Origin of the sequence: Spirillospora sp. NPDC000708 (assembly GCF_040299565.1) — a bacterium.
In the GTDB taxonomy this organism is placed as follows: domain Bacteria; phylum Actinomycetota; class Actinomycetes; order Streptosporangiales; family Streptosporangiaceae; genus Spirillospora.
On sequence record NZ_JBEPCJ010000065.1, the window covers coordinates 1 to 19,609 of the forward strand.

At 74.6% G+C, this 19,609-nt stretch carries 16 protein-coding genes; 5 read left to right on the forward strand and 11 right to left on the reverse strand.

Annotation, left to right across the window (positions count from 1 at the left end):
* Positions 1-250 precede the first annotated feature (250 nt).
* From ABT299_RS35360 to ABT299_RS35375, 4 genes are read right to left on the reverse strand one after another with little or no spacing between them, the layout of a single operon-like run.
* Positions 251-1,513: an FAD-dependent monooxygenase gene (locus ABT299_RS35360; RefSeq protein WP_500253373.1), complete on the reverse strand. Its 1,263-nt coding sequence runs from the start codon at positions 1,511-1,513 to the stop codon at positions 251-253.
* Between the two features lie 22 nt (positions 1,514-1,535).
* Complete coding sequence (locus tag ABT299_RS35365) at positions 1,536-2,180, reverse strand: maleylpyruvate isomerase family mycothiol-dependent enzyme (RefSeq protein ID WP_500253374.1); 645 nt, start codon at positions 2,178-2,180, stop codon at positions 1,536-1,538.
* Positions 2,180-3,010 (reverse strand): fumarylacetoacetate hydrolase family protein, encoded by an 831-nt coding sequence (locus ABT299_RS35370; protein WP_500253375.1) that lies wholly within the window; start codon positions 3,008-3,010, stop codon positions 2,180-2,182. Before ABT299_RS35370 ends, ABT299_RS35365 begins: the two co-directional genes overlap by 1 nt.
* Complete coding sequence (locus ABT299_RS35375) at positions 3,010-4,188, reverse strand: cupin domain-containing protein (protein ID WP_500253376.1); 1,179 nt, start codon at positions 4,186-4,188, stop codon at positions 3,010-3,012. The genes ABT299_RS35370 and ABT299_RS35375 overlap by 1 nt, the downstream gene beginning before the upstream one ends.
* A gap of 66 nt (positions 4,189-4,254) precedes the next feature.
* On the opposite strand from ABT299_RS35375, the gene ABT299_RS35380 reads away from it, so the two are divergent.
* Complete coding sequence (locus ABT299_RS35380; protein WP_500253377.1) at positions 4,255-5,025, forward strand: IclR family transcriptional regulator; 771 nt, start codon at positions 4,255-4,257, stop codon at positions 5,023-5,025.
* 193 nt (positions 5,026-5,218) lie between these two features.
* Here the strand turns inward: ABT299_RS35380 and ABT299_RS35385 are convergent, their stop codons facing one another.
* Genes ABT299_RS35385 through ABT299_RS35395 form a run of 3 tightly spaced genes read right to left on the reverse strand, consistent with a single transcriptional unit; the run spans position 5,219 to position 8,506 of the window.
* Positions 5,219-5,839, reverse strand: a complete 621-nt coding sequence (locus ABT299_RS35385) for a TetR/AcrR family transcriptional regulator (RefSeq protein WP_190862513.1) — start codon at positions 5,837-5,839, stop codon at positions 5,219-5,221.
* A gap of 4 nt (positions 5,840-5,843) precedes the next feature.
* Entirely contained in the window at positions 5,844-6,974 is a 1,131-nt protein-coding gene (locus ABT299_RS35390; RefSeq protein WP_500253378.1) for a hypothetical protein, read from the reverse strand.
* A gap of 14 nt (positions 6,975-6,988) precedes the next feature.
* Positions 6,989-8,506 carry an FAD-dependent oxidoreductase gene (locus ABT299_RS35395; protein WP_500253379.1) on the reverse strand — a complete coding sequence of 506 codons (1,518 nt, stop codon included), beginning with the start codon at positions 8,504-8,506 and terminating at the stop codon, positions 6,989-6,991.
* 117 nt (positions 8,507-8,623) lie between these two features.
* Here ABT299_RS35395 and ABT299_RS35400 point away from each other — a divergent pair, with 117 nt between their 5' ends.
* Positions 8,624-9,055 (forward strand): SMI1/KNR4 family protein, encoded by a 432-nt coding sequence (locus ABT299_RS35400; protein WP_190862519.1) that lies wholly within the window; start codon positions 8,624-8,626, stop codon positions 9,053-9,055.
* An 18-nt stretch (positions 9,056-9,073) separates the two neighbouring features.
* Here the strand turns inward: ABT299_RS35400 and ABT299_RS35405 are convergent, their stop codons facing one another.
* Entirely contained in the window at positions 9,074-10,315 is a 1,242-nt protein-coding gene (locus ABT299_RS35405; RefSeq protein ID WP_500253380.1) for a PP2C family protein-serine/threonine phosphatase, read from the reverse strand.
* On the opposite strand from ABT299_RS35405, the gene ABT299_RS35410 reads away from it, so the two are divergent.
* Together ABT299_RS35410 and ABT299_RS35415 are read left to right on the forward strand one after the other, a co-directional pair.
* Entirely contained in the window at positions 10,289-10,645 is a 357-nt protein-coding gene (locus tag ABT299_RS35410; RefSeq protein ID WP_500253381.1) for a hypothetical protein, read from the forward strand. The genes ABT299_RS35405 and ABT299_RS35410 overlap by 27 nt on opposite strands.
* 109 nt (positions 10,646-10,754) lie before the next feature.
* Complete coding sequence (locus tag ABT299_RS35415; RefSeq protein WP_500253382.1) at positions 10,755-11,105, forward strand: hypothetical protein; 351 nt, start codon at positions 10,755-10,757, stop codon at positions 11,103-11,105.
* Positions 11,106-11,135: 30 nt separating this feature from the next.
* Here ABT299_RS35415 and ABT299_RS35420 read toward each other — a convergent pair whose 3' ends face one another.
* Positions 11,136-12,494, reverse strand: a complete 1,359-nt coding sequence (locus tag ABT299_RS35420; protein ID WP_500253383.1) for a sensor histidine kinase — start codon at positions 12,492-12,494, stop codon at positions 11,136-11,138.
* Positions 12,495-12,719: 225 nt separating this feature from the next.
* Between ABT299_RS35420 and ABT299_RS35425 the strand changes: the two genes are divergently transcribed.
* On the forward strand, positions 12,720-13,373 hold the full coding sequence (locus ABT299_RS35425) for a methyltransferase domain-containing protein (RefSeq protein ID WP_190862528.1): 654 nt from the start codon (positions 12,720-12,722) through the stop codon (positions 13,371-13,373).
* 47 nt (positions 13,374-13,420) lie between these two features.
* Here the strand turns inward: ABT299_RS35425 and ABT299_RS35430 are convergent, their stop codons facing one another.
* Entirely contained in the window at positions 13,421-13,816 is a 396-nt protein-coding gene (locus tag ABT299_RS35430; RefSeq protein ID WP_500253384.1) for a hypothetical protein, read from the reverse strand.
* A gap of 143 nt (positions 13,817-13,959) precedes the next feature.
* Positions 13,960-19,515, reverse strand: coding sequence for an ATP-binding protein (locus ABT299_RS35435; RefSeq protein ID WP_500253385.1), 5,556 nt, complete (start codon positions 19,513-19,515; stop codon positions 13,960-13,962).
* Positions 19,516-19,609 lie beyond the last annotated feature (94 nt).

Sequence of the window (19,609 nt, forward strand, 5' to 3'; positions counted from 1 at the left end):
CCGTCCCGGTGGCCGCCACCCCGCCCCCCCCCTTGGGGGTGCCCCGCGGCGTCGGGGGCTGCTGAAGGCCCCCCCCCGCCCTTGTGCCGGGGCCGCCGCCCCCGGGGCGGGGGGGCCGCCCCCCCACACGCCCCCCTCACCCCGCCGCGCCCCGGGGCCCGGGCACCACCGCGCCCCGCGCCCCCCGGGCCGTCCCGTTCTCCAGGTGGTGCGGTGCCGGGGCGGCTCGCCCGCCGGCCCGGCACCGGACTCAGCCGCCGGTCCCGGTGAGCGCGTCCGGCCGCGCGGACGACAGCGGGATCGGCGTGAACATCGGCGGCTCCTCGGACGGGTCCAGCGCGGTCGGCCCGTAGAGCCAGTCCACGAACCCGTAGTCGTAGGTGTCGCGCTCCCGCAGGAGGACGTTCCGCTGCCGCCGCGCGAGCCCGTCGAGATGCCACAGCTCGCCCCAGGCGCGCGACGTGCTCACGACGCGGCGGCAGTGCTCGGGCCGGACGGCCTGGTAGGCGGCGAGGACGGCCGGCCAGTCCACCGACCCGTCGCCCGCGAGGTGCCGGGCGACCTGCTCGCCGAGCACCCACCCGTCCTCGATCGCCATGATCGCGCCCTGCGCGATGTACTGCAGCGGCGGGTGCGCGGCGTCGCCGAGCAGCGCGATGCTCCCGTCCACCCACGTCATTACCGGGTCGCGGTCGTACATCCGCCACCACCGGTCGCGCCACATGTCGGGCAGCCCGCCGCGGACGAAGTCGCAGGTCCCCGCGAACGCCGCGTCCAGCTCGTCGGGCGTCCCCCAGTCCTCCTCGCCGGCGCGGGCTCTGGGCGACTCGAAGACGGCGACCTGGTTGAGCAGCTCGCCGCCGCGCAGGCCGTAGTGGACGAAGTGGCAGCGCGGGCCGACGTAGACGACGACCTCGGAGAGGTCGACCTCCGCGGCACGGCCGCTCGCCGTCGGGGTGGTGCCCCGGTAGGCGACGTACGCCGACGACACCGGCTCGTCGTCCACGATCAGCTTCCGCGCCACCGAGTGCAGCCCGTCGGCCGCGATGACGACCCGCGCCTCCTCCACGCGGCCGTCGGCGAGCGTCACGCTCGCGCCGCCGGCGGTGTTCGCGCAGGCGGTCACCTGCTGCGACGTGCGCAGGTCGACGCCGGCGCGCTCGCACGCGCGCAGCAGCATGGCGTGCAGGTCGCTGCGGTGGATGACCAGGTACGGGAAGCCGTAGCGGCGCTCCAGGTCGCGCAGGTCCAGGCGGGTCAGCTCGGTGCCGTCGACGGCGTCGCGCATGATCATCGCTTCGGGCAGGACGCCGAGGCTCTTGGCCTCGTCCAGCAGGCCGTAGTCGTCGAGGATGCGCGTGCAGTTCGGGGCGAGCTGGATGCCCGCGCCGACCTCGCCGAAGGCGGCGGCCCGTTCGAGCACGCGGACCGCGAGGCCGCGGCGGCTCAGCGCGTAGGCGGCGCCCAGCCCGCCGATCCCGCCGCCGACGACGATCACATCAGGGTCGGTCATGGTCTCTTCCTTCTCGAGCGCCTCAGAGCCAGGGGCCGAGGGGCGGGGCGTCGGCGAGGGCGTGCGGCCGGCCGGCCAGCCAGGCGGCGACCTCGGGCAGCGGCCCGTCCGGGAGCGCCCGCTCGGCCGGGGACGCGGCGTCCAGGCCCCGCTTGGCGGCGATGTCGGTGACGAGGGCGTCCAGGAAGTCGCCCGGCAGGTCCGCGAAGGACGCTCCCCGGTCCAGGTCGACGGCGTGGACGAACGTCTCCCGCGACCGCATCCAGGGCACCTCGGTCGCGGGGACGGTGCGGCCCTGCGCCGTGACGACCTCGGCCCGCCACTGGCGCTCGGTGAGCGCGTCCATCGCCGTCCGCAGCTCCGCGCTGGAGCGGGCCAGCCATCCGGCCAGCTCGGGACCGGTCATCCGGGCGCCGCGCTCGATCCCGGCCGCGCGCTCTTCCGGCGAGGCGTACATGGGGGTCTCCTCGCCGGTGGCGGCCCAGCGCACCAGGTTCCCGAGCGCGTCGGCGTTCGCCGCGACGTGCGCGACGAGGTGCCGGCGGGACCAGCCGGGCAGCAGGCACGGGGCGTCGTACTCCGCCTCGGTCAGGCCGCCGGCGGCGTCGAGGAACAGGTCCGTGCCCTCCCGCGCCCAGCGGACGGCGTCGGCGAACGTGCGGGCCATCAGGCGTCCTTGACGACGCGGTTGACGCAGGCGCCGAGGCCGTCGATCTCGGTCACGACCGTCTCGCCGCCGGTCAGGTAGACCTTCGGGTCGCGGGCGTGGCCCACGCCCGCGGGGGTGCCGGTGGCGATCAGGTCGCCGGGCCGCAGCCGCACGATCGTGGAGACGTACTTGACCAGGAAGACCGGGTCGAACAGCAGCGTCCCGGTGTCGTCGGACTGCATCTCCGCGCCGTCGACCAGCGTCCGCACCCGCAGCGCGGGGCGGACGCCGCCGACCTCGTCGGGGGTCACCAGGTACGGGCCGACGGGGGTGGAGGAGTCCCAGATCTTGCCCTGCGTCCACTCGATGGTGCGGAACTGCCAGTCGCGCACGGACACGTCGTTCATGACGGTGAACCCGGCGATCGCGGCCTCCGCCTGGGCGTCGTCGGCGCGGCGGACCTCCGCGCCGATGACGACGGCGAGCTCCACCTCCCAGTCCAGAGCGTCGGTCTCGGCGGGCTTGGCGATGTCGTCGCGGGCGCCGATCAGGCTGTCGGCGAACTTGGGGAACAGCGTCGGGTACGCCGGGAGCTCCCGCCCCATCTCCTTGATGTGATTGGAGTAGTTGTGGCCGACGCAGATCACCTTCGACGGGCTCGGCACGACGGGCGCGAAGTCGGCGCCCTCGGCGTCGTGGACCGCGCCGGAGGCGCCCGCCGCCTTCGCCCGCCAGTCCGGCTCGGCGAGGAGGGCCCCCAGGTCGGGGTACCCGAGGTCGACGAGGCCGCCGCCGTCGAGGCGGACGGCGCGGGTCCCGGCGGCGGTGCGGATGGTGGAGAGCTTCATCAGGCGTCGTCCTCGGCGGTTCGGTGGGTGGCGGTGCGGTCGGTGGCGGTGCGGTGGAGCCTGAGGGCCTCGAAGACGGGCGCGTCGCCGAAGCGGAACAGGTCCAGGGCCCCGGAGTCGGAGTCGGACGGCCCGGCCTCGGACCGCACCGAGAACGGTTCCCACGAGGGGACGACGAAAAGGTCCCCGCGCGTCACCGACCAGGTCCGGTCGCCGACGGAGACCGTGCCGGAGCCGTCGAAGACCTGGTAGACGCTGGAGCCGGTCTCGCGGACCGGGGCCGTCTCGGCGCCCCGGGCCACCCGGTGGAACTCGGCGCGCAGGGTGGGGAGCACGTCGGTGCCGTCGGCGGGGTTGGTGTAGCGGACGGCGGCGTGGCCGGGCTCCACCGTGGCGGCGTGGCCCTCCTTCTCCAGCGCGAGCTGGTCGGCGAGCGCGCGGTCGGTGTGCTCCCACTTGTAGGAGAGCAGCGGCGACCCGGGCGCGGCGTGGCCGACGCCGACGGGGCGCAGCCCGGGGTGGCCCCAGAGCCGCTCGGAGCGGGACCGCTCGGGCGTGATGCGCTCGGCGTCGGAGATCTCGTCGCGCCCGAACTCGAAGAACTGCGCCTCGGTCAGGTACTGGAACGGGATGTCGAGGCCGTCGATCCAGGCCATCGGCCGGTCGGTGGCGTTGTGGTGGGCGTGCCAGTTCCAGCCGGCCTGCGGCAGGAAGTCGCCGCGGTTCATCGGCACGGGGTCGCCGCCGACGACCGTCCACACCCCGGAGCCCTCGACGACGAAGCGGAAGGCGTGCTGGGTGTGGCGGTGCTCGGGCGCGTCCTCGCCGGGCATCAGGTACTGGATCGCCGCCCACAGGGTCGGGGAGGCGAACGGGCGGCCGCCCAGCCCCGGGTTGGCGAGGGCGATCGCGCGGCGCTCGCCGCCGCGGCCGACCGGGACGATCCGCCCCGCCCGGTCGGCGAGGCGGACCAGGCGGTCCCACTTCCACACGTGCGGGACGGCGCTGGAGCGCGGGTGGGGCGGCATGAGGCCGCCGATCTCGGTCCACAGCGGGACGAGGAGTTCGGCCTCGAAGCCGCGGTAGAGGTCCTCGAGCTCGGGGGTGACCTCCGGCTGGCCGGGCGCGTCGACGGCCCGCAGCCGCACCGGCGAGGCCGCGGCAGGAGTGCTGGTCATGACCGCCATCGTGAGGCCTGTACGCTGTGAAGAATAGGAAATTCTGTTCTACAGAATCGAGCCCGGGTGGACCAGCCGTTCAAAGCACCGCCGCCGTACGCCGTCGCGAGCGTCGACAACGCGCTGCGCATCGCGACGATGCTGCAGCTGGAGGGCCCGCTCACGGTCACCGAGGTCGCGCGGCGGATCGGCGTCGCGAACTCGACCGCGCACCGGCTGCTCGCCATGCTCGTCTACCGCGACTTCGCGGTCCGCGACTCCGACCGCACCTACCGCGTCGGGCCCGTCCTGGAGCTCGCCGCCCACTCGCAGTCGGCGGCGGCCCGGCTGCGCGCCGCCGCGCTGCCGCACCTGCACCGCCTGGTCGAGCATCTCGACGAGTCCGCCAACCTCACCGTCCGCACCGGCGACACGGTGCGCTTCATCGCCAGCGTCGAGTCGCGGCAGGCGCTGCGGGTCGGCTCGCGCGAGGGCATGGTCTTCCCCGCCCACCGCACCACCGCGGGCCTGCTGCTGCTCGCCGAGCTGCCGCCCGACCGGCTGGAGGCGCTGTACGCGGCCGACCGCTACACCGAGCGCCCCGGCGACCGTCCGGACCTGGACGCCCTGCGCGCCGACCTGGCACGGGTGCGCCGCAACGGGTTCGCGCTCAACCAGGGCCGCTCCGAGCGGGGCGTCGTCGCGGTCGGCGTCCCCGTACACGACCCGCAGGGCGAGGTCGTGGCCGGGCTCTCGGTGTCGATGCCGAGCGCGCGGTACGAGAAGGAGCGGCTGCCCGCGCTCGCCGGCACTCTGCGCACCGTGGCCGACGCACTGGAGCGCGACCTACGGGAGTGACCCCGTCCGGCGCAGGACCGGTGAGCTCCAGAGCATCTCCGCTGGATCCTGCTCACCCACGGCCACATCGACCACGTCGGCGGGGCGCACGCCTTGTGGGAGCTCACCGGCAGGCGCGCGCAGGTCGTGATCCACGAGGCCGACGCGCCGCTGCTGCGCTCGACGCCGCGCCCACGTGGACGAGTAGCCGGGCTCAGTGGACGCGGTGCAGGGGCGCCGGCCGCCGCAGCGCGGGCGCGAGCCAGCGGTCGAGCATGGCGCGGAGCCGGGCGTCGTCGTGCGGCGGCTCGCTGGGGTTCTGCAGCAGCGACGTCAGCAGCCGCATGATGATCTCGGCGAGGCCGGTCAGGTCGTCCTCGCCGACCCCGGCGGCGGCCCAGTCGACGGGGAAGCGCCGCAGCATGCGGGCGCCGTAGCCGATGGCGTCCGCGGTGGTGGCCCCGCGGCCGAAGGCGCTGGAGTCCTTGAGCTGGAGCAGCAGACTCAGGCGCGGCTCGGTCGGGATGGTCCGGACGCAGAACATCATGCCCTCGACCACGGCCTCGGCGGGATCGCCGACGCCCTGGAGGTGGGCGACGAGCCGGTCCACGAACGACTCGGCGCCCTGCGCCGCCACCTCGCCGACGATGTCGCTGATCCGGGCGAAGTGGCGGTAGACGGTCTGGCGCGTGACGCCGAGCTCGCTCGCGACGTCGGAGAGGGTCGTCTTCGCGACGCCGTGCCGGTCGATGCAGCGGGCGGTCGCGTCGACGATGCGCTGCCGCGCCTCGGCATCCGATGCGGGGGGCCGGCCTCCCCAGCCGTGGTGCGCCATGGCCCTAGGATCGCACAGCCTCCGCGGCCGGCCGGGACGCCTTCACGCGCGGTACGGCCAGGATGAGGGCCGCCGCGGCGACGGCGCACAGCGCGGAGTACCAGAGGCTGCCGACCGGGGTGCCCTGCTCGGTGACGCCGCCGGTCGCGGCGAAGTACGCGGGCAGCGCGACCAGCCACAGGACGACGAGGACGGCGAGGTACACCGCCGGGTAGACCCGCGCGAACACCGGCGACGGTACCGGCGCCGTGTCGCCCGCCCGCGCCGCGCGGTAGGCGTCCACGAGCAGGTAGAGCCCGGCGATCCAGACGGCGGCCAGCTCGGCGGAGAGGATGCCCCGCTGGATCCCGATCCGGTCGTCGCCGCGGAACGCGCCGCTCGGCGCGCTCACGATGATCATCGCGAGCGGTGTCACGGCGCCCGCGACGACGGTGCGCCAGGAGACGCTCCAGCCCGGCAGCGCGCCCCGGCCCGGCCGAGCCCCGACCAGCCGGACGACGAGGTACGCCATCGCGCCGAACGAGACCGAGGCGAACAGCAGCATGCTGTTCATCGGCACCGAGGCGAGCGCCGGCCGGTTGATCATCGTGTTGCCGGGGTTCCACGCCCACCACTTCAGCTGCGGGCCGAGCTGGTCGAAGATCTCGTAGAAGACCTGGCAGGCGAACGCGACCGTGACCGCGCCGGCCAGCGGCCCGCGCCGGGCGAACACGCCCAGCGCCCTGACCAGCTCGTAGGCGAGCTGCGAGATCGCGGGATAGAACGCCACGATGTAGAGCGGCAGCCGGTCGTACATGAACTGCACGGTGAACACGTTGTGCGAGAAGATGAACCCGACCTGCTTCTCCAGGCCGAACCAGCCGGGGAAGTACAGCGGCGGCTCGATCACCGCCAGGTAGACGACCGAGGCGAACCACAGCGAGATGTTGACCGGGTCGCCGTCGCGCCGCCACCGCCGCCAGGCGTGGACGAGGGCGAACACCGCCCCGCCGACGATCAGCAGTTCCAGGACGGGCATGGTGCCGTTCGCGAGGTCGAACGGGTCGCGGAACGTCACGAAGGGACGGGCGTGGTGGCAGGAGAAGCCGAGCTTCTCGGCGACGCCCTCGGCGACCGGATCGCAGGTGTACCCCATGTCTCCTCCGCCCGTCAGGCGCCGACGAGGTCGTCGCCGCGCCGCGCGGTCCCGGGCGACGCGGTCCCGGTGTAGCCGGTGAAGTCGGTGCCGGGCGGGTCCTGCCGGGCGTCGAACCCGCCGGGCACGACCGTCCGGCCGAGCCGCTGCCGCACCTTGTACCGCGCGATGCCGAACCAGAAGCGCGGGTCCCGCGCCATCTCCTTCAGCGACCGGTCGAGGTTGAACACCTCGGCGAACGTCCGCTCGACGTAGGCGTCCTCGCGGCTCGCGGCGTTGATCGCGTTGAAGACCGGCCAGCTGAAGCGCGCGGCGAGCCGGCGCCGCCAGCGCGGGGCGACCTCCGTCCCGGTCGCGAAATCGTAGGCCTGGTCGCGGGCCATCGCGAGCATCCACGGCACGTCGAGGGACTTCTTCTGCCGGGCGAGGAACTCCCGGACGAACGCGAGGCCCAGGTCGTCGCGGGCGCCCAGCATCTCGCCGAGGATGAGCGCGGACCGGGCCGCCGAGCTCATCCCCTGCGCGTAGAACGGGTTGAAGGCGCAGATCGAGTCGCCGACGCACACCAGCCCGGCCGGCGGCACGTCCAGCAGGTCGAAGCGCCGCCACTTGTTGCCGGTGGAGCGGGTCAGGTGCACCTCCGAGGTCGGGGTGCAGGCGTGGGTCGCCCGGCCGAACAGCGTGGCCCGCACCCGGTCCACCGCGGCCTCGAACGCCTCGGGCCTGCGGGGCATCTCGATGCCCCACGACCCCATGCACACGATGGCGCGGTCGCCCTCGATCGGGAAGAAGTTGCTGAGGAACTCGTGCTCGGCGGGGTGGTCGCCGGTGTCCTGCGTCGGGGTGACGACCAGGTGCTTCCACCACCACGTCTCGGGGCGCCGGTCGGCGGGCGGCAGGGCGTACCACCGCGAGGTGTAGGTGACCTTGGCGTCGAGGGTCTTCTCGGGCGGCGCGGTCCAGCCGGCCGCGCTCAGCCAGTCGGTGACCGAGGAGCCGCGGCCGAGCGCGTCCACGACCAGGTCGGCGGCGAGGTGCGCGTCGCCGCCGTCGGCGGTGCGGTACTCGACGCCCTCGACGCGCCCGCGCGCCGTGCCGCCCCCGGTGGAGCGGAGCCCGGTGACGGTCGCGCCCTCGCGGATCTCGATGGCGGGCAGCTCGCGGACCTTGTCGCGCAGCACCCGCTCGATGAGCACCCGCGAGCTGTAGACCATCGTCATCGACCCGGACTTGCGCGGCGCCCAGCCGTCGTTCTCGCAGTACGCGGCGTCCATGGACGGCATCAGGTGCATCCCGCCCGCGGCGATCAGCGCCTCCTCGAACCCGGGGAAGATCGCGCCGATCGCGCGGCGGCCGGAGTTGAGCAGGAAGTGCGGGTGCTTGCTCTGCGGCACGCCCCGCCGGTGCTCCGCGTCCGGCGGGAGCAGGTCCCGTTCCAGGACGATCACCTCGTCGAAGCGGCGTGCGAGCACCCCCGCGGCGCACAGCCCCGCCACGCTCCCGCCGAGCACCACGGCCGTCCTGCGTCCCATCCCGCCGCCCTCCATTCATACAGATTATGAGTGAATGTATGATTGAGGAGAGGGTGCGTCAAGGGCCCCGGGCCCGTCGGCTGGACGGCACGGGTTCGCTTTCGTCATGATTCGCGAATGTGGCGTGAGCTGATCGACGAACACACCCGCCAGGCCCGCTTCGCCCCGCCGGCCACCGAGCAGGAGCTCCAGCGGGTCGAGGAGAGCCTCGGGCACCTGCTCCCCGACGACCTGGCCAAGCTGCTCGGCGAGACCGACGGCGTCGTCGACGCCAACGGCTACAACCTGGTCTTCTCCGCCGAACAGCTGCTCCAGGGCAACCTGGAGATGCGCACCTACCCCGCCCTGAAGCGGCTCTACATGGCGTTCGACCAGCTGCTGTTCTTCTCCGACGCCCCCGGCGACGGCAACCTGTTCGGCTACGTCCTCGTCCCCGAGGGGCGGCCCGACATCTTCGTCTGGGACCACCGGACCGACAACCGGCGCTGCATCGCGCCGTCCCTGGAGCACTTCATCGCGGACTGGCTCAGCGGCCGCATCCGGCTCTGAACCGCCCCCCGCAGGACGTCAGAGCCGGGCGATGACCAGGGCGATGTCGTCCGGGCCGCCGCCGGCGACGCCGAGCCGCGCCAGCACGGTGTCGGCGAGTTGCGCGGCGTCGTACCGGGCCGCGTCGGCGAGCGCCCCGGTGAGGCGGGCGAGACCGACGTCGATGTCCTCGCCGTGGCGCTCGATGAGCCCGTCGGTGTACAGCACCAGCGTGTCGCCGGACTCGTAGGAGGCGTTGGCCTGCGGGCGCGGCACGGCCTGGACACCGAGCGGCGGATCGGTCGCCCTGTCCAGCAGGTCGCGGCGGCCGTCGGCGCGCGCGAGCACCGGCGGAGGGTGCCCGGCGCTGCTGTAGGTGATCACCTGGTTGCCGGTGTCGACGACCGCCTGGACGACGGTCGTGTTCAGCGCCGCCTCCAGCGACCCCGCGTACAGCCCGAGCACCTCCAGCGCCGGCGCGGGACGCCCGACGGCGCGCACGGCCGCGCTCAGCGCGCTGCGCAGCATGCCCATCGCCGCGGCCGCCTCCAGCCCGTGCCCGACCACGTCGCCGACCGCCAGCGCGAACCGGTCGGGCGGCAGGTGGACGACGTCGTACCAGTCGCCCCCGACGCTCAGCCCCCGCGTGGCGGGCAGGTACCGGACCGCCACCTCGCCGTGTAGGTCCAGGTCTGGGGTCGTCAGCATGGCCCGCTGCAGCGTGAGCGCGACCTGCCGCTCGCGCGCGTGCGCCCGGCGCAGCTCCGCGTTCAGCCGCTGCAGTTCGCGCGCCCGCGCGTACAGCTTGGCCTCCAGCGTCTGCGCCGTCTCCAGGTGCGCGCCCTTCCAGACGCCGGGACGGTCGCCGGGCACGGCCTTCTGGCCGGACGTCACATAGGGGGTGACGTCCTCGGCCTGGTGGACGATCCACTCGATGCGTCCGTCCGCCCCGGGCACCGGCACGTTCACCAGTGCCCACCAGCGCTCATCGACGCCTTCCGGCCCCGGGATGCGATGTTTCTGGAGGGGCATCGTGTCGGGCTCGCCCGTGGCGAGGACCCGGTTCAGGGAAGCCTCCAGGTTGCGCATGCCCTCGGCGTCCGCCTCGTCGGGGAACGCCTGGCGCACGTGCAGGCCGACCAGGTCCTCGCGGGTCCGCCCGGTGGCGTCCACGAACGCGCGGTTGACGTCCGCGATCACCAGGTCGGGGCCCATCACCAGCGACGGGCTCGGCATCGCGGCGAACAGCGCCGCGTGGTCGACCCCCGCCGCCACGCTCACCCGCTCTCTCCCTTCCCCACCTGCGCCGACATTCCCCGCGGCGCAGGCCCCAACCCGCCGGCGCCGCCCCCGGACCCGCGCACCGCCGGGCACGCGGCCGGGCTGCTCGCCGCCGACGACGACCAGGTCTTCGCCCACCTCCCCTACCCGCGCCCCTGGTGGGGGACGGGCGCCAACGCCGAGGCCAAGCGCCTCATGCTCGCGCACGCCTTCGACGTCCTCGGCTTCGCCAAGGTCGCGTTCCGCAGCGAACGGCCCGCCGGGGCGGGCGATGCGCCGCCCGTTATGGGTGTTTCACACGATTCTCAAGGTTCGTGTGGAAATCAGTGAGAGCCGCCGGAAGCCGGGTAGGGCGTCCCGCTGACGGCATGACACAGAAGTCTCAAGGTCAGGCCGGTGCGGCCCAGGCCCGCCGGCCCCGGCAGTTAGGACGTCTTCCATGCTCTCCTGCCTGCGCATCCTCACGGCCGCCTCGCTGGCCGCCGCGACGACCGGGCCGATCACCGCGATGGCCGCCTCCGCCGCCGAGCGGCCGGGCCGGCCCACCGCCGACTTCAGCTGCTCGAAGCTGGTCCTGTCCACCAGCGGTCTCGCGCGCGGGATCCGCGGCTGCCGGCCGGACAAGGGCGGCTCCCGCGCCGCCGGCGACATCCACGGCACCTTCACGATCCGCGGCTACGTCCCTGAGAAGGCGAAGCCCGTGACGGTCACCTGCAAGCCGGACCCGGACCTGCCCGCCGACCCGTCCGGCGCGTACATCCGCGAACTCTTCGGCTTCCACTGCAAGTAGCAGCCAGCCGGGCACGGGGACCGGCAGGGGTCAGGTGTGGGGCGGGGCCAGGGGGAGGCGTAGGACGAAGCGCGCGCCGCGCGGCGAGTCCTCGATCCGCAGGGTGCCGTTGTGGGCCTCCGCGACGGCCCGGGAGATCGCCAGGCCGAGACCGCTCCCGCCGGGATCGCGGCGGAGGCCCTCGCTCAGCCGGGTGAAGGGCTCGAAGACGCGCTCCCGGTCGCCCGGGGCGATCCCCTCCCCGTCGTCCTCGACCACGACCGCCGCGCCGCCGTCCGAGCGCCGCACCGTGACCTGCACGCGCGTGCGGGCATGGCGCTGCGCGTTGACGAGCAGGTTGGCCAGCACGCCGGCGAGCTGCACCCGGTTGCCCGTGACGGTGAGCTCCTCCGGGGCGCTGACCTCCACGGGCGGCCCGTCGCCGCGGCGAGCGGCCTCCTCGCGGGCCAGGGCGGCCAGGCCCACCGGCTCGACGATCCGCGGCCCGGTGCTGACGCGGGCGAGCATCAGCATCTCTTCGATGATCGCCTGGAGCCGCTCGGCCGTCGCGAGCGCGTCGCGGACGCCGCCGCGCGCGTCGGCCTCGGGGAACAGCAGCACCTCCTCCAGCTGCGTGCGCAGGCCCGTCAGCGGCCGGCGCAGCTCGTGGGAGACCATCGAGCCGAACCGGCGCTGGCGCTCCATCGCGTCCTCCAGCCGGGCGAGGGTCTGGTTGGCGGTGCGCGCCAGCCGGGCGATCTCGTCGTCGCCGGACGGCTGCGGGACGCGCAGGCTGAGGTCGCTGATGGTGATCTCGGCGATCTGCGCCCGCATCGCCTCGACGGGACGCAGGGTGCGACCGACCAGGGCCCAGGTGGCCCAGCCGGTGAGCAGCGAGGCCGCCAGCACGCCGGCGGCGACGAGGGCGTCCAGCCGCTGGGTGCCGAGTAGCACGGGCTGCGGCATCGCCGCGTAGACGGTGTGGCTCTGCCCGGCCCACAGCCGGGCGGTCTTCTGCGGGGGGACGCCGGCGGCGGTGAGCAGCAGGCACCGCCCGTTGGCGCACTGGACGCGGTTCTGGGTCCGCCCGTCGTTCGGCGGCCGCAGCGTGCTCAGCGCGGGCAGCCCGCTCGCCGCCTTGCTGGCCGACACCACGCTCCCGGTGGCGTCGACGAGCTGCAGGTAGGGGACGCGGGTGCTGGTGATCGGCTGCGGCGGGGTGGGCGAGCGCATCGAGCCGATCCATTCGGCGGCCGCCCGCTCGGTGTCGCGGAAGCCGTCCCGCTCGATGCGGTTGTGGACGGCGGTGTCCACGCCGACGCCGATGATCGCGTAGACCAGCAGGGAGACGCCGGTCATGACCAGGGTGAAGCGCGCGCGGATCGAGGTCGGCGCGAGACGCGGACGCACCCTTCCGTCACCCCCGATCACCGCCGGCCTGTCCCCTCCATCTATTAGGCGGCACCGTTGCGCGGCCCTTGGTCGGCGCGCCCTAAAGGCGGTGTAACGCCTCCCCTACGAACCGGGAAACCCGGCGGTCCGGCGGGGTCGGACCGTCCCCGTTCGCAGGCGGGCCGCGGGACGCCCGTGCGACGATGTGGCCGTCCGTGCCGCGACGGCGTGAGGAGGCGCGAGGTGTCCGAGGGAGACGGCGACGGGTACGGCGGGCGCCACCCGACCAGCCACGAGCGGACGAACGAGCGGCCCTGGGACGACTCCTACCGCGGCGAGGAGCCGGCGCCCTGGGACGTGGGCCGGCCGCAGCCGGCGGTGGTGCGCCTCGCCGGCGAGGGCGCCTTCACCGGCCCCGTCCTCGACGCGGGATGCGGCACCGGCGAGAACGCCCTCGAGATCGCCGCCACGGGAGCGCGGGTCCTCGGCGTCGACATCGCCGGGACGGCGCTGTCGATGGCGCGGGAGAAGGCGCGGGAGCGCGGCCTCGACGCGGAGTTCGCCCTCGCCGACGCGTTCCAGCTCGCCCGTCTCGGCCGGACCTTCGAGACCGTCCTCGACTGCGGCCTGTTCCACACCTTCGACGACGGCGAGCGGCGCGAGTACGTCGAGAGCCTCGCCTCCGTGACCGCCTCCGGAGGCCGCCTCCACCTGCTCTGCTTCAGCGACGCCGAGCCGGGCGACTGGGGCCCGCGCCGCGTCACCCGGGACGAGCTCCGGGCGTCCTTCGATCCGACGCACGGCTGGGAGGTCCTGGCCATCGCCCCGGACCGGCTGGTGACGAGCTTCGACGCCGACGGCGTCGCCGCCTGGCTCGCCGACATCCGGCGGGTCTGAGCCCGCTCCCCCGCCTCCGGCGCCGCGCGGGCCGAGCGCCGCGCGGGCTAGCCCTTCACGACCTCGCCCGCGGTGCCGGACGCGCCGGTCCCGATGCGGCGGACGCGCCGCTCGACGTCCTTGCGGGCGCCGTCGGTACCGGGCGCCGCGCCCGTCTCGAGGGTCCCGGCTTCGGTGCTGGAGCCGGTCCCGATGTGCTTGACGCGCCGCCGCACGTCCGCCTGGGCGCCCTTCGTCCGGGGGCCGGCGTCCGGCGGCACGTCGCCGGTGTCCTCGTGCCCGCCGGTCCCCATGTGCTTGACGCGCCGCTCGACGTCCTTGCCGCCGCCGGTCTCCGTGCCGTTGCCGAGCGTCCCGCGCTCGCCGCTCGCGCCCGTGCCGACGCGCTCGACGCGGCGCGCCATGTCCGCCTCGGCGCCCTTCCTGCCGGATCCCCTGCTCATCGCGCTCCCCCGTGGCCGATGTCCGTCCAGGCCGCGCCGGCGCGCGCGCCCGGGCTCCCGCCCTCCGGCACGCGCGCCGTCACATCCCAGCGGTACCCCGCTGACCAGGGGACAAGCCTCCGGCGAGGGTCCCCGGGCCCGCGTCAGCCCCGGGCGAGCCCGGCCTCGATCGCCTCGATGATCCGGGGACGCAGCTCCGCGGCGCCGATGACCGCGTCGACGGAGCCGACCTCGACCGCGCGCCGGATGTCGTGCACGCGGTCGAACTCCGCCGCCACCTCGCCGAGCTTCTCCGCGCGGACCGACGACCGCAGCTCGTCGAGCTCCGCGATCACCGTCGCGCGGCCCGGGCCGGTGGCGGCCGCGACGCGGGCCTCCAGGTCCCGGACGCGGGGGTCGGCGGCCGTGCGGGCGTCGACGTCGCGGGCGAACACCACGGCGGCGGCGGGGGCCCCGCCGAGCACCGAGGCGAACGAGCCCTCCAGCGCGAACACCGTCATGTTCGGGTTGAGCGCCTTGGAGAACACCACGAACGCGCCGCCGTGGTACCGCGAGATCACGCAGAACACGATGGGTCCGCGGAAGTTGACGATCGCGCGGCCGATCTCCGCGCCGTACTCCAGCTGGAGCTTGCGCATCGACTCCGGCGAGCCGTCGAAGCCCGACAGGTTCGCCAGCACCACCAGCGGGCGGTTGCCGCTCGCGGCGTTGATCGCCCGCGCGGCCTTCTTCGACGAGCGCGGGAACAGCGTGCCCGCGGTGTAGGAGTCCGGGCCGTCGGTGGGCGGGAAGCCGCGCCGCGGCACCGCCCGCGACTCGATGCCGAGCAGGCACACCGGGACGCCGCCGAGATGCACGTCCTGGACGACCGCGGTGTCCGCGTCGGCCATGCCCGCCCAGCGCTCCAGCACCGGGTGGTCCTGGTCGGACAGCGCCCGCATCACGGTGCGGATGTCGAACGGCTTCTTGCGGTCCGGGTTGGCCTCGGCGGAGAAGATCTCGCCGACGGTGGCGAAGTCGCTGCCCTCCACGACGTGCGGGAAGGCGGAGACGTCGCGGTCGGCGGGGTCGGACGTCACGGCCCGGCGCGGCCCCCGCTCCCCCGGGACGACGTAGGTGTGGTCGTAGTGCGCCATGAGGATGTCCCGCGCGGCGGTCAGGTTCGGCGCCCAGTACTGCGCCTGCCCGTTCGGGCCCATCACCCGGTCGTAGCCGCCGATGCCGAAGTTGTCCTCGGCCGACACGCCGCCGGAGAAGTCGAGCGACTGCTTGCCGGTCAGCACCATCGCCGAGTCCGGGGTCATCACGAGGACGCCCTTGGTGTGCATCAGCATCGTCGCCTCGGCGTTCCAGTACGGCTGGGCGCCGACGTTGATGCCCGCGACGACGATGTTGATCTCGCCGCCGTCCTGGGTGAACTCGACGATCCGCTTGAGCGCGGCGGCCACCCAGTCCATGTTCTCGGTGCCGGACTCCATGGAGATCCGGGCGCCCGCGGACAGCGCGTACCACTCCAGCGGCACCCGCATCCGCTCGGCGAGGTCGAGCGCGGCGATCACGCGGCGGCACTCCGGCTCCGACAGCGCGCCGAGCGCCTTCGTCGGGTCGCCGAGCAGCACGACGCGGGTGACGCCCTCCGGGTGCCGGGCGGTCGGCGTGGTGACGACGCCCGCGACCATCGCCGCGGTGTTGCGCCCCTTCGGCCGGTCGACCGGGACGAGCACGTGGTTCCCCGCCTCGTCGACCTCGAGGTCGTGCTCGGTGAAGTCGCCGAGCATCCCGGTCAGCTCGTACGGGTAGACGGTGTTGCGGCCGCTCGCCCGCAGCACCTTCTGCCGGTAGCCGTCGACTGGCTCGATCGGCTCGTCGGACGGCTCGCCGACGGTCAGCTCGACGCCGCCCGCGGCGTCGAAGGCCAGCCGCACCGCGATCTTGGTCAGCTCGCCGGTGCTCCGGTCGCGCTGCCGGCCGATGAGCAGGATCTCCTCCAGCCCTGCGCCCGCGGTCGTCGGCAGCACCCGCCCGACGATCATCTCCAGCTCGGCGCGGGTGAGGTCGATCGGCGGCCACACGTACAGCACGATCCGGTTGGTGTTGAACCGGTTCTTCGAGGGGCGCCGCGACCGGGCGCGGCGGATCGAGTCGACGCAGGTCGCGATGGAGTACTCCGCCATCGGCAGCGTGGCGAGCCGGCCCTCGTGGTCGCGCAGCTCGGTCAGGTCGCGGACCTGCGCGAACGCGACGAGGCGGTCGTCGGACGGGTTGTCGCGCGCCACGCACTGGAACAGGTAGACCTCCTCGTCCGCCGACGGCAGCCGGGTGAGGTCGAACCGGTTCAGCCGCTCCAGCTGCATCCGCTGCGCGATGTACGGGTGCAGGCCGCGGATCAGCCGCTCCTCCGCCATCCCGGCGGTGGTCGGGCGGAACGTGAAGTGGTGGTGCATCACCGCGCCGGCGCTGCCCGCGACGGTGGCGGTGAGCCGGCGGACGCGCGGCGGCAGCGGATGCGCGGCGATGACCTCGTGCAGCGCGGCCGCCATCGCGTCGAAGTCCTCGGGCTGGTTCTCCCAGGCCAGGTAGATGTCGGCGTCGATGGCGTCCGCGCCGCCGGCCAGCTCGGCGAGGCCGCGCAGCGCGCCGCCCAGCTCCTCGAAGCGGACCGCGGCGGACACGACCGACGAGCCCTCGCGCTCGGCGACCACGAACGCGCAGCCCGCGCCGTCGCCGGCCCCCTGGTCGGGGGTGACGACGGGAGGTCGGTCGGGGTCGTGTTGGTCGGGGGTAAGCACGGTGCGGACGTCGGTGAGGCCCTTGTTGCCGTAGTAGCGCCGGGTCAGCACCTCCAGCATGACCGAGTTGTCCCGGTCGTGGCGGACGAGCCGCTGCCCGAGCAGCCGGACGAGCGGCTCGGTGCTGCGCACCATCTCGGCGATGCGCTCGGCGCGGTTCGGGGCGTCCGGGTGCGCGTCCAGGTGGCGCAGGTGCCGGCGGACGGCGGCGTAGACGCGGGCGCGGTTGCGGCGCAGCAGCGGCTGCGCGAACCAGGCGAACACCACGCCGCAGGCGAGGTCGTAGACGACCGGGAAGCGCACCTGCGTCGCGGCGACGAGGCGCTCCAGCGCGAGGCCGACGGGCTCGCGCAGCGCCTCCGCCGGCGGCGGCTCCAGCAGCCACGCGCGCAGCAGCGCCGTGACGACCGCCGCGTCCGTGGCCGCGCGCTGCTGGGCCAGGAAGATCCGGAACACCGCCGCCTCGAGCTCCGGCGAGCGCTCCAGGTCGGTGACGCCGTAGTGGCCGAGCGCCTTGGCGAGCCTCGCCCGGAACTCCTCCGGCAGGCCGGCCCGCTCGACGTCGAGGCTCTGCAGGTAGGTGTGGAAGTGCTCGCGGGCGCTGTGCACGTGGCCGGTGCCGGCCCCGTCGCCGCCGTCGGCGCCGTCGGCCGGGGTGTTGCGGGTCAGCTCGGCGAGGTCGGCGAACACGTCGATGAGGGCGAGCTCCTCCTCCGCGGGCCGGTGGCCGTCCGCCGCGGCCGCCCCGCGCGCGGCGAGGTAGCCGTCGAGCGCCCGGCGCTCGTCGTGCGGGTCGGCGTCGAAGCCCAGCAGCAGGCTGCGCAGCTCCTCCAGGCCGTGCGCGGCGCGCTCGCGCGCGGGGATCTCGGCGGGCTCGGCGGGCAGGTCGAGCTCGACGGTCCCGGCGGCCGCGGCGTCCTCCTCCTCGGTGCCGTCGGCGAGCGGCTCCAGCCGCAGCAGCGGCGCGCCGGTCTCCACCTGGCCGCCGACGGAGACGACGCACTCCTTCAGCCGCGCCCGGAACGGCGCGCGCAGCACCGTCTCCATCTTCATGCTCTCCAGCACCAGCACGGGCGCGCCCGCCTCGACCTCGGCGCCGACCTCCAGCGGCGTCGCGACCACCAGCGCGGGCGCGGGCGAGCGGACGACGCCGCCCTCGTCCCGGCTGACCCGGTGCGTCACGCCGTCCACTTCGACGAGGTGGATCGGCCCGTGCGTGCCGGTGACGATGCGGTACCGCGTGCCGTTGACGGCGATCTGCCCGGTGTGCCGGTCGAAGCGGTCGAGCTCGACGGTGGCGGTGCGGACGCCGTCGCCGCCCGCCTCGATGCCGACGCGGAACCGCTGCGCCCCGATCCGCGCGACGCGCACGCGGTAGCCGGCGCCGCGCAGCTTGAGGTCGAGGGGCCGGCCGCTCTCGTGCCGGATCTGGGGGCGGCCGCCGGACGCCGTCGACAGCAGCCGGCGCCGCTCGGCCTCCTCCTCCGCCTCGTACGCCTCGATGGCGGCGGCCGCCAGCGCGACGCCGGAGTGCCGGTGCGAGACGAGGCCGCCCTCGCCGCGGACGCGGTCGATCCAGCCGGTGTCGGCGCTGCCGTCGATCACCTCGGGCCGGTCGAGCAGGTCGAGCACGAAGCTCTTGTTGGTCGCGCCGCCCTCGATGATGACGGTGGTCTGCGCCATCGCCCGGCGCAGCCGGCCGAGCGCCTCCTCGCGGTCCCGGCCGTAGGCGATGATCTTGGCGATCATCGAGTCGAAGTCGGCGGGGATGGTGTCGCCCTCGGCGACGCCGGTGTCCACCCGGACGCCGGGGCCGGCGGGCAGGTCCAGGCGGGCGATGCGGCCCGGGGACGGGGCGAAGTCGCGGTCGGGGTCCTCGGCGTTCAGCCGGGCCTCGACGGCGTGCCCGCGCTCCACCGGCGGCGCGCCCTCCAGCCGCCCGCCGGACGCCACGTGCAGCTGCGCCTTGACCAGGTCGAACCCGGTGGTGGACTCGGTGATCGGGTGCTCGACCTGGAGGCGGGTGTTGACCTCCAGGAACGCCAGCAGGTCCTCGCCGGGGTGGTAGAGGAACTCGACGGTCGCCGCGCCGCGGTAGCCGACCGCGACCGCGAGCCGCTCGGCGGACGCCTTGAGCTCGGCGGCCCGCGCGGGCGGCAGCACCGGCGACGCCGACTCCTCGATGACCTTCTGGTTGCGGCGCTGCACCGAGCAGTCGCGGACGCCGAGCGCCCACGCGGTCTCGCCGTCGGCGATCACCTGGACCTCGACGTGCCGGGCGCCGGTGACCAGGCGCTCCAGGAAGACGACGCCGCTGCCGAAGGCGCGCGCGGCCTCCTGGCTGGTGCGCTCGTAGGCGTCGTCGAGCTCGGCCTCGCTGGTGATCACGCGGATGCCGCGCCCGCCGCCGCCGGCGGTCGCCTTCAGCATCAGCGGGTAGCCGATCTCGGCCGCGGCGGCGCGGGCGGCGTCGAGGGTCTCGACGGCGCCGCGGCTCCACGGCGCGACGGGCACCCCGACCTCCTCGGCGATCAGCTTGGCGCCGATCTTGTCGCCGAGCCGGCGCATCGCCTCGGGGCTCGGCCCGACGAACGTGACGCCGGCCTTCTCGCACACCTCGGCGAACGCCGGGTCCTCCGCGACGAAGCCCCAGCCGACCCAGGCGGCGTCGGCGCCGGTCTCGACCAGCGCGCGTTCGAGCGCCTTCAGGTCGAGGTACGGGCGCGCGGACGCGGGGCCGAGGTCGTAGGACAGGTCCGCCTCGCGCACGAAGGTGGCGGTCCGGTCGACGTCGGTGTACAGGGCGACGGTCTCGATCCGTGTCCCGGTCTCCGCGGCGATGTCCCGTACGGCGTGGATGAGCCGCATGGCGGCCTCTCCACGGTTGACGATGGCGACACGACTGAACACGCGACCGAGCCCTCCTGTAGACCACGATGTCCGCCGGGAACGACGGCTCTCGGCTGTGCCCACCCTTCCGGTTACCCGCCGGTAGCTCCATGTC

Coding starts and splice junctions, on each gene's coding strand:
- ABT299_RS35360 (WP_500253373.1), bottom strand. CDS start 1,513: ATGACCGACCCTGATGTGATCGTCGTCGGCGGCGGGATCGGCGGGCTG.
- ABT299_RS35365 (WP_500253374.1), bottom strand. CDS start 2,180: ATGGCCCGCACGTTCGCCGACGCCGTCCGCTGGGCGCGGGAGGGCACG.
- ABT299_RS35370 (WP_500253375.1), bottom strand. CDS start 3,010: ATGAAGCTCTCCACCATCCGCACCGCCGCCGGGACCCGCGCCGTCCGC.
- ABT299_RS35375 (WP_500253376.1), bottom strand. CDS start 4,188: ATGACCAGCACTCCTGCCGCGGCCTCGCCGGTGCGGCTGCGGGCCGTC.
- ABT299_RS35385 (WP_190862513.1), bottom strand. CDS start 5,839: ATGGCGCACCACGGCTGGGGAGGCCGGCCCCCCGCATCGGATGCCGAG.
- ABT299_RS35390 (WP_500253378.1), bottom strand. CDS start 6,974: ATGGGGTACACCTGCGATCCGGTCGCCGAGGGCGTCGCCGAGAAGCTC.
- ABT299_RS35395 (WP_500253379.1), bottom strand. CDS start 8,506: ATGGGACGCAGGACGGCCGTGGTGCTCGGCGGGAGCGTGGCGGGGCTG.
- ABT299_RS35400 (WP_190862519.1), top strand. CDS start 8,624: ATGTGGCGTGAGCTGATCGACGAACACACCCGCCAGGCCCGCTTCGCC.
- ABT299_RS35415 (WP_500253382.1), top strand. CDS start 10,755: ATGCTCTCCTGCCTGCGCATCCTCACGGCCGCCTCGCTGGCCGCCGCG.
- ABT299_RS35430 (WP_500253384.1), bottom strand. CDS start 13,816: ATGAGCAGGGGATCCGGCAGGAAGGGCGCCGAGGCGGACATGGCGCGC.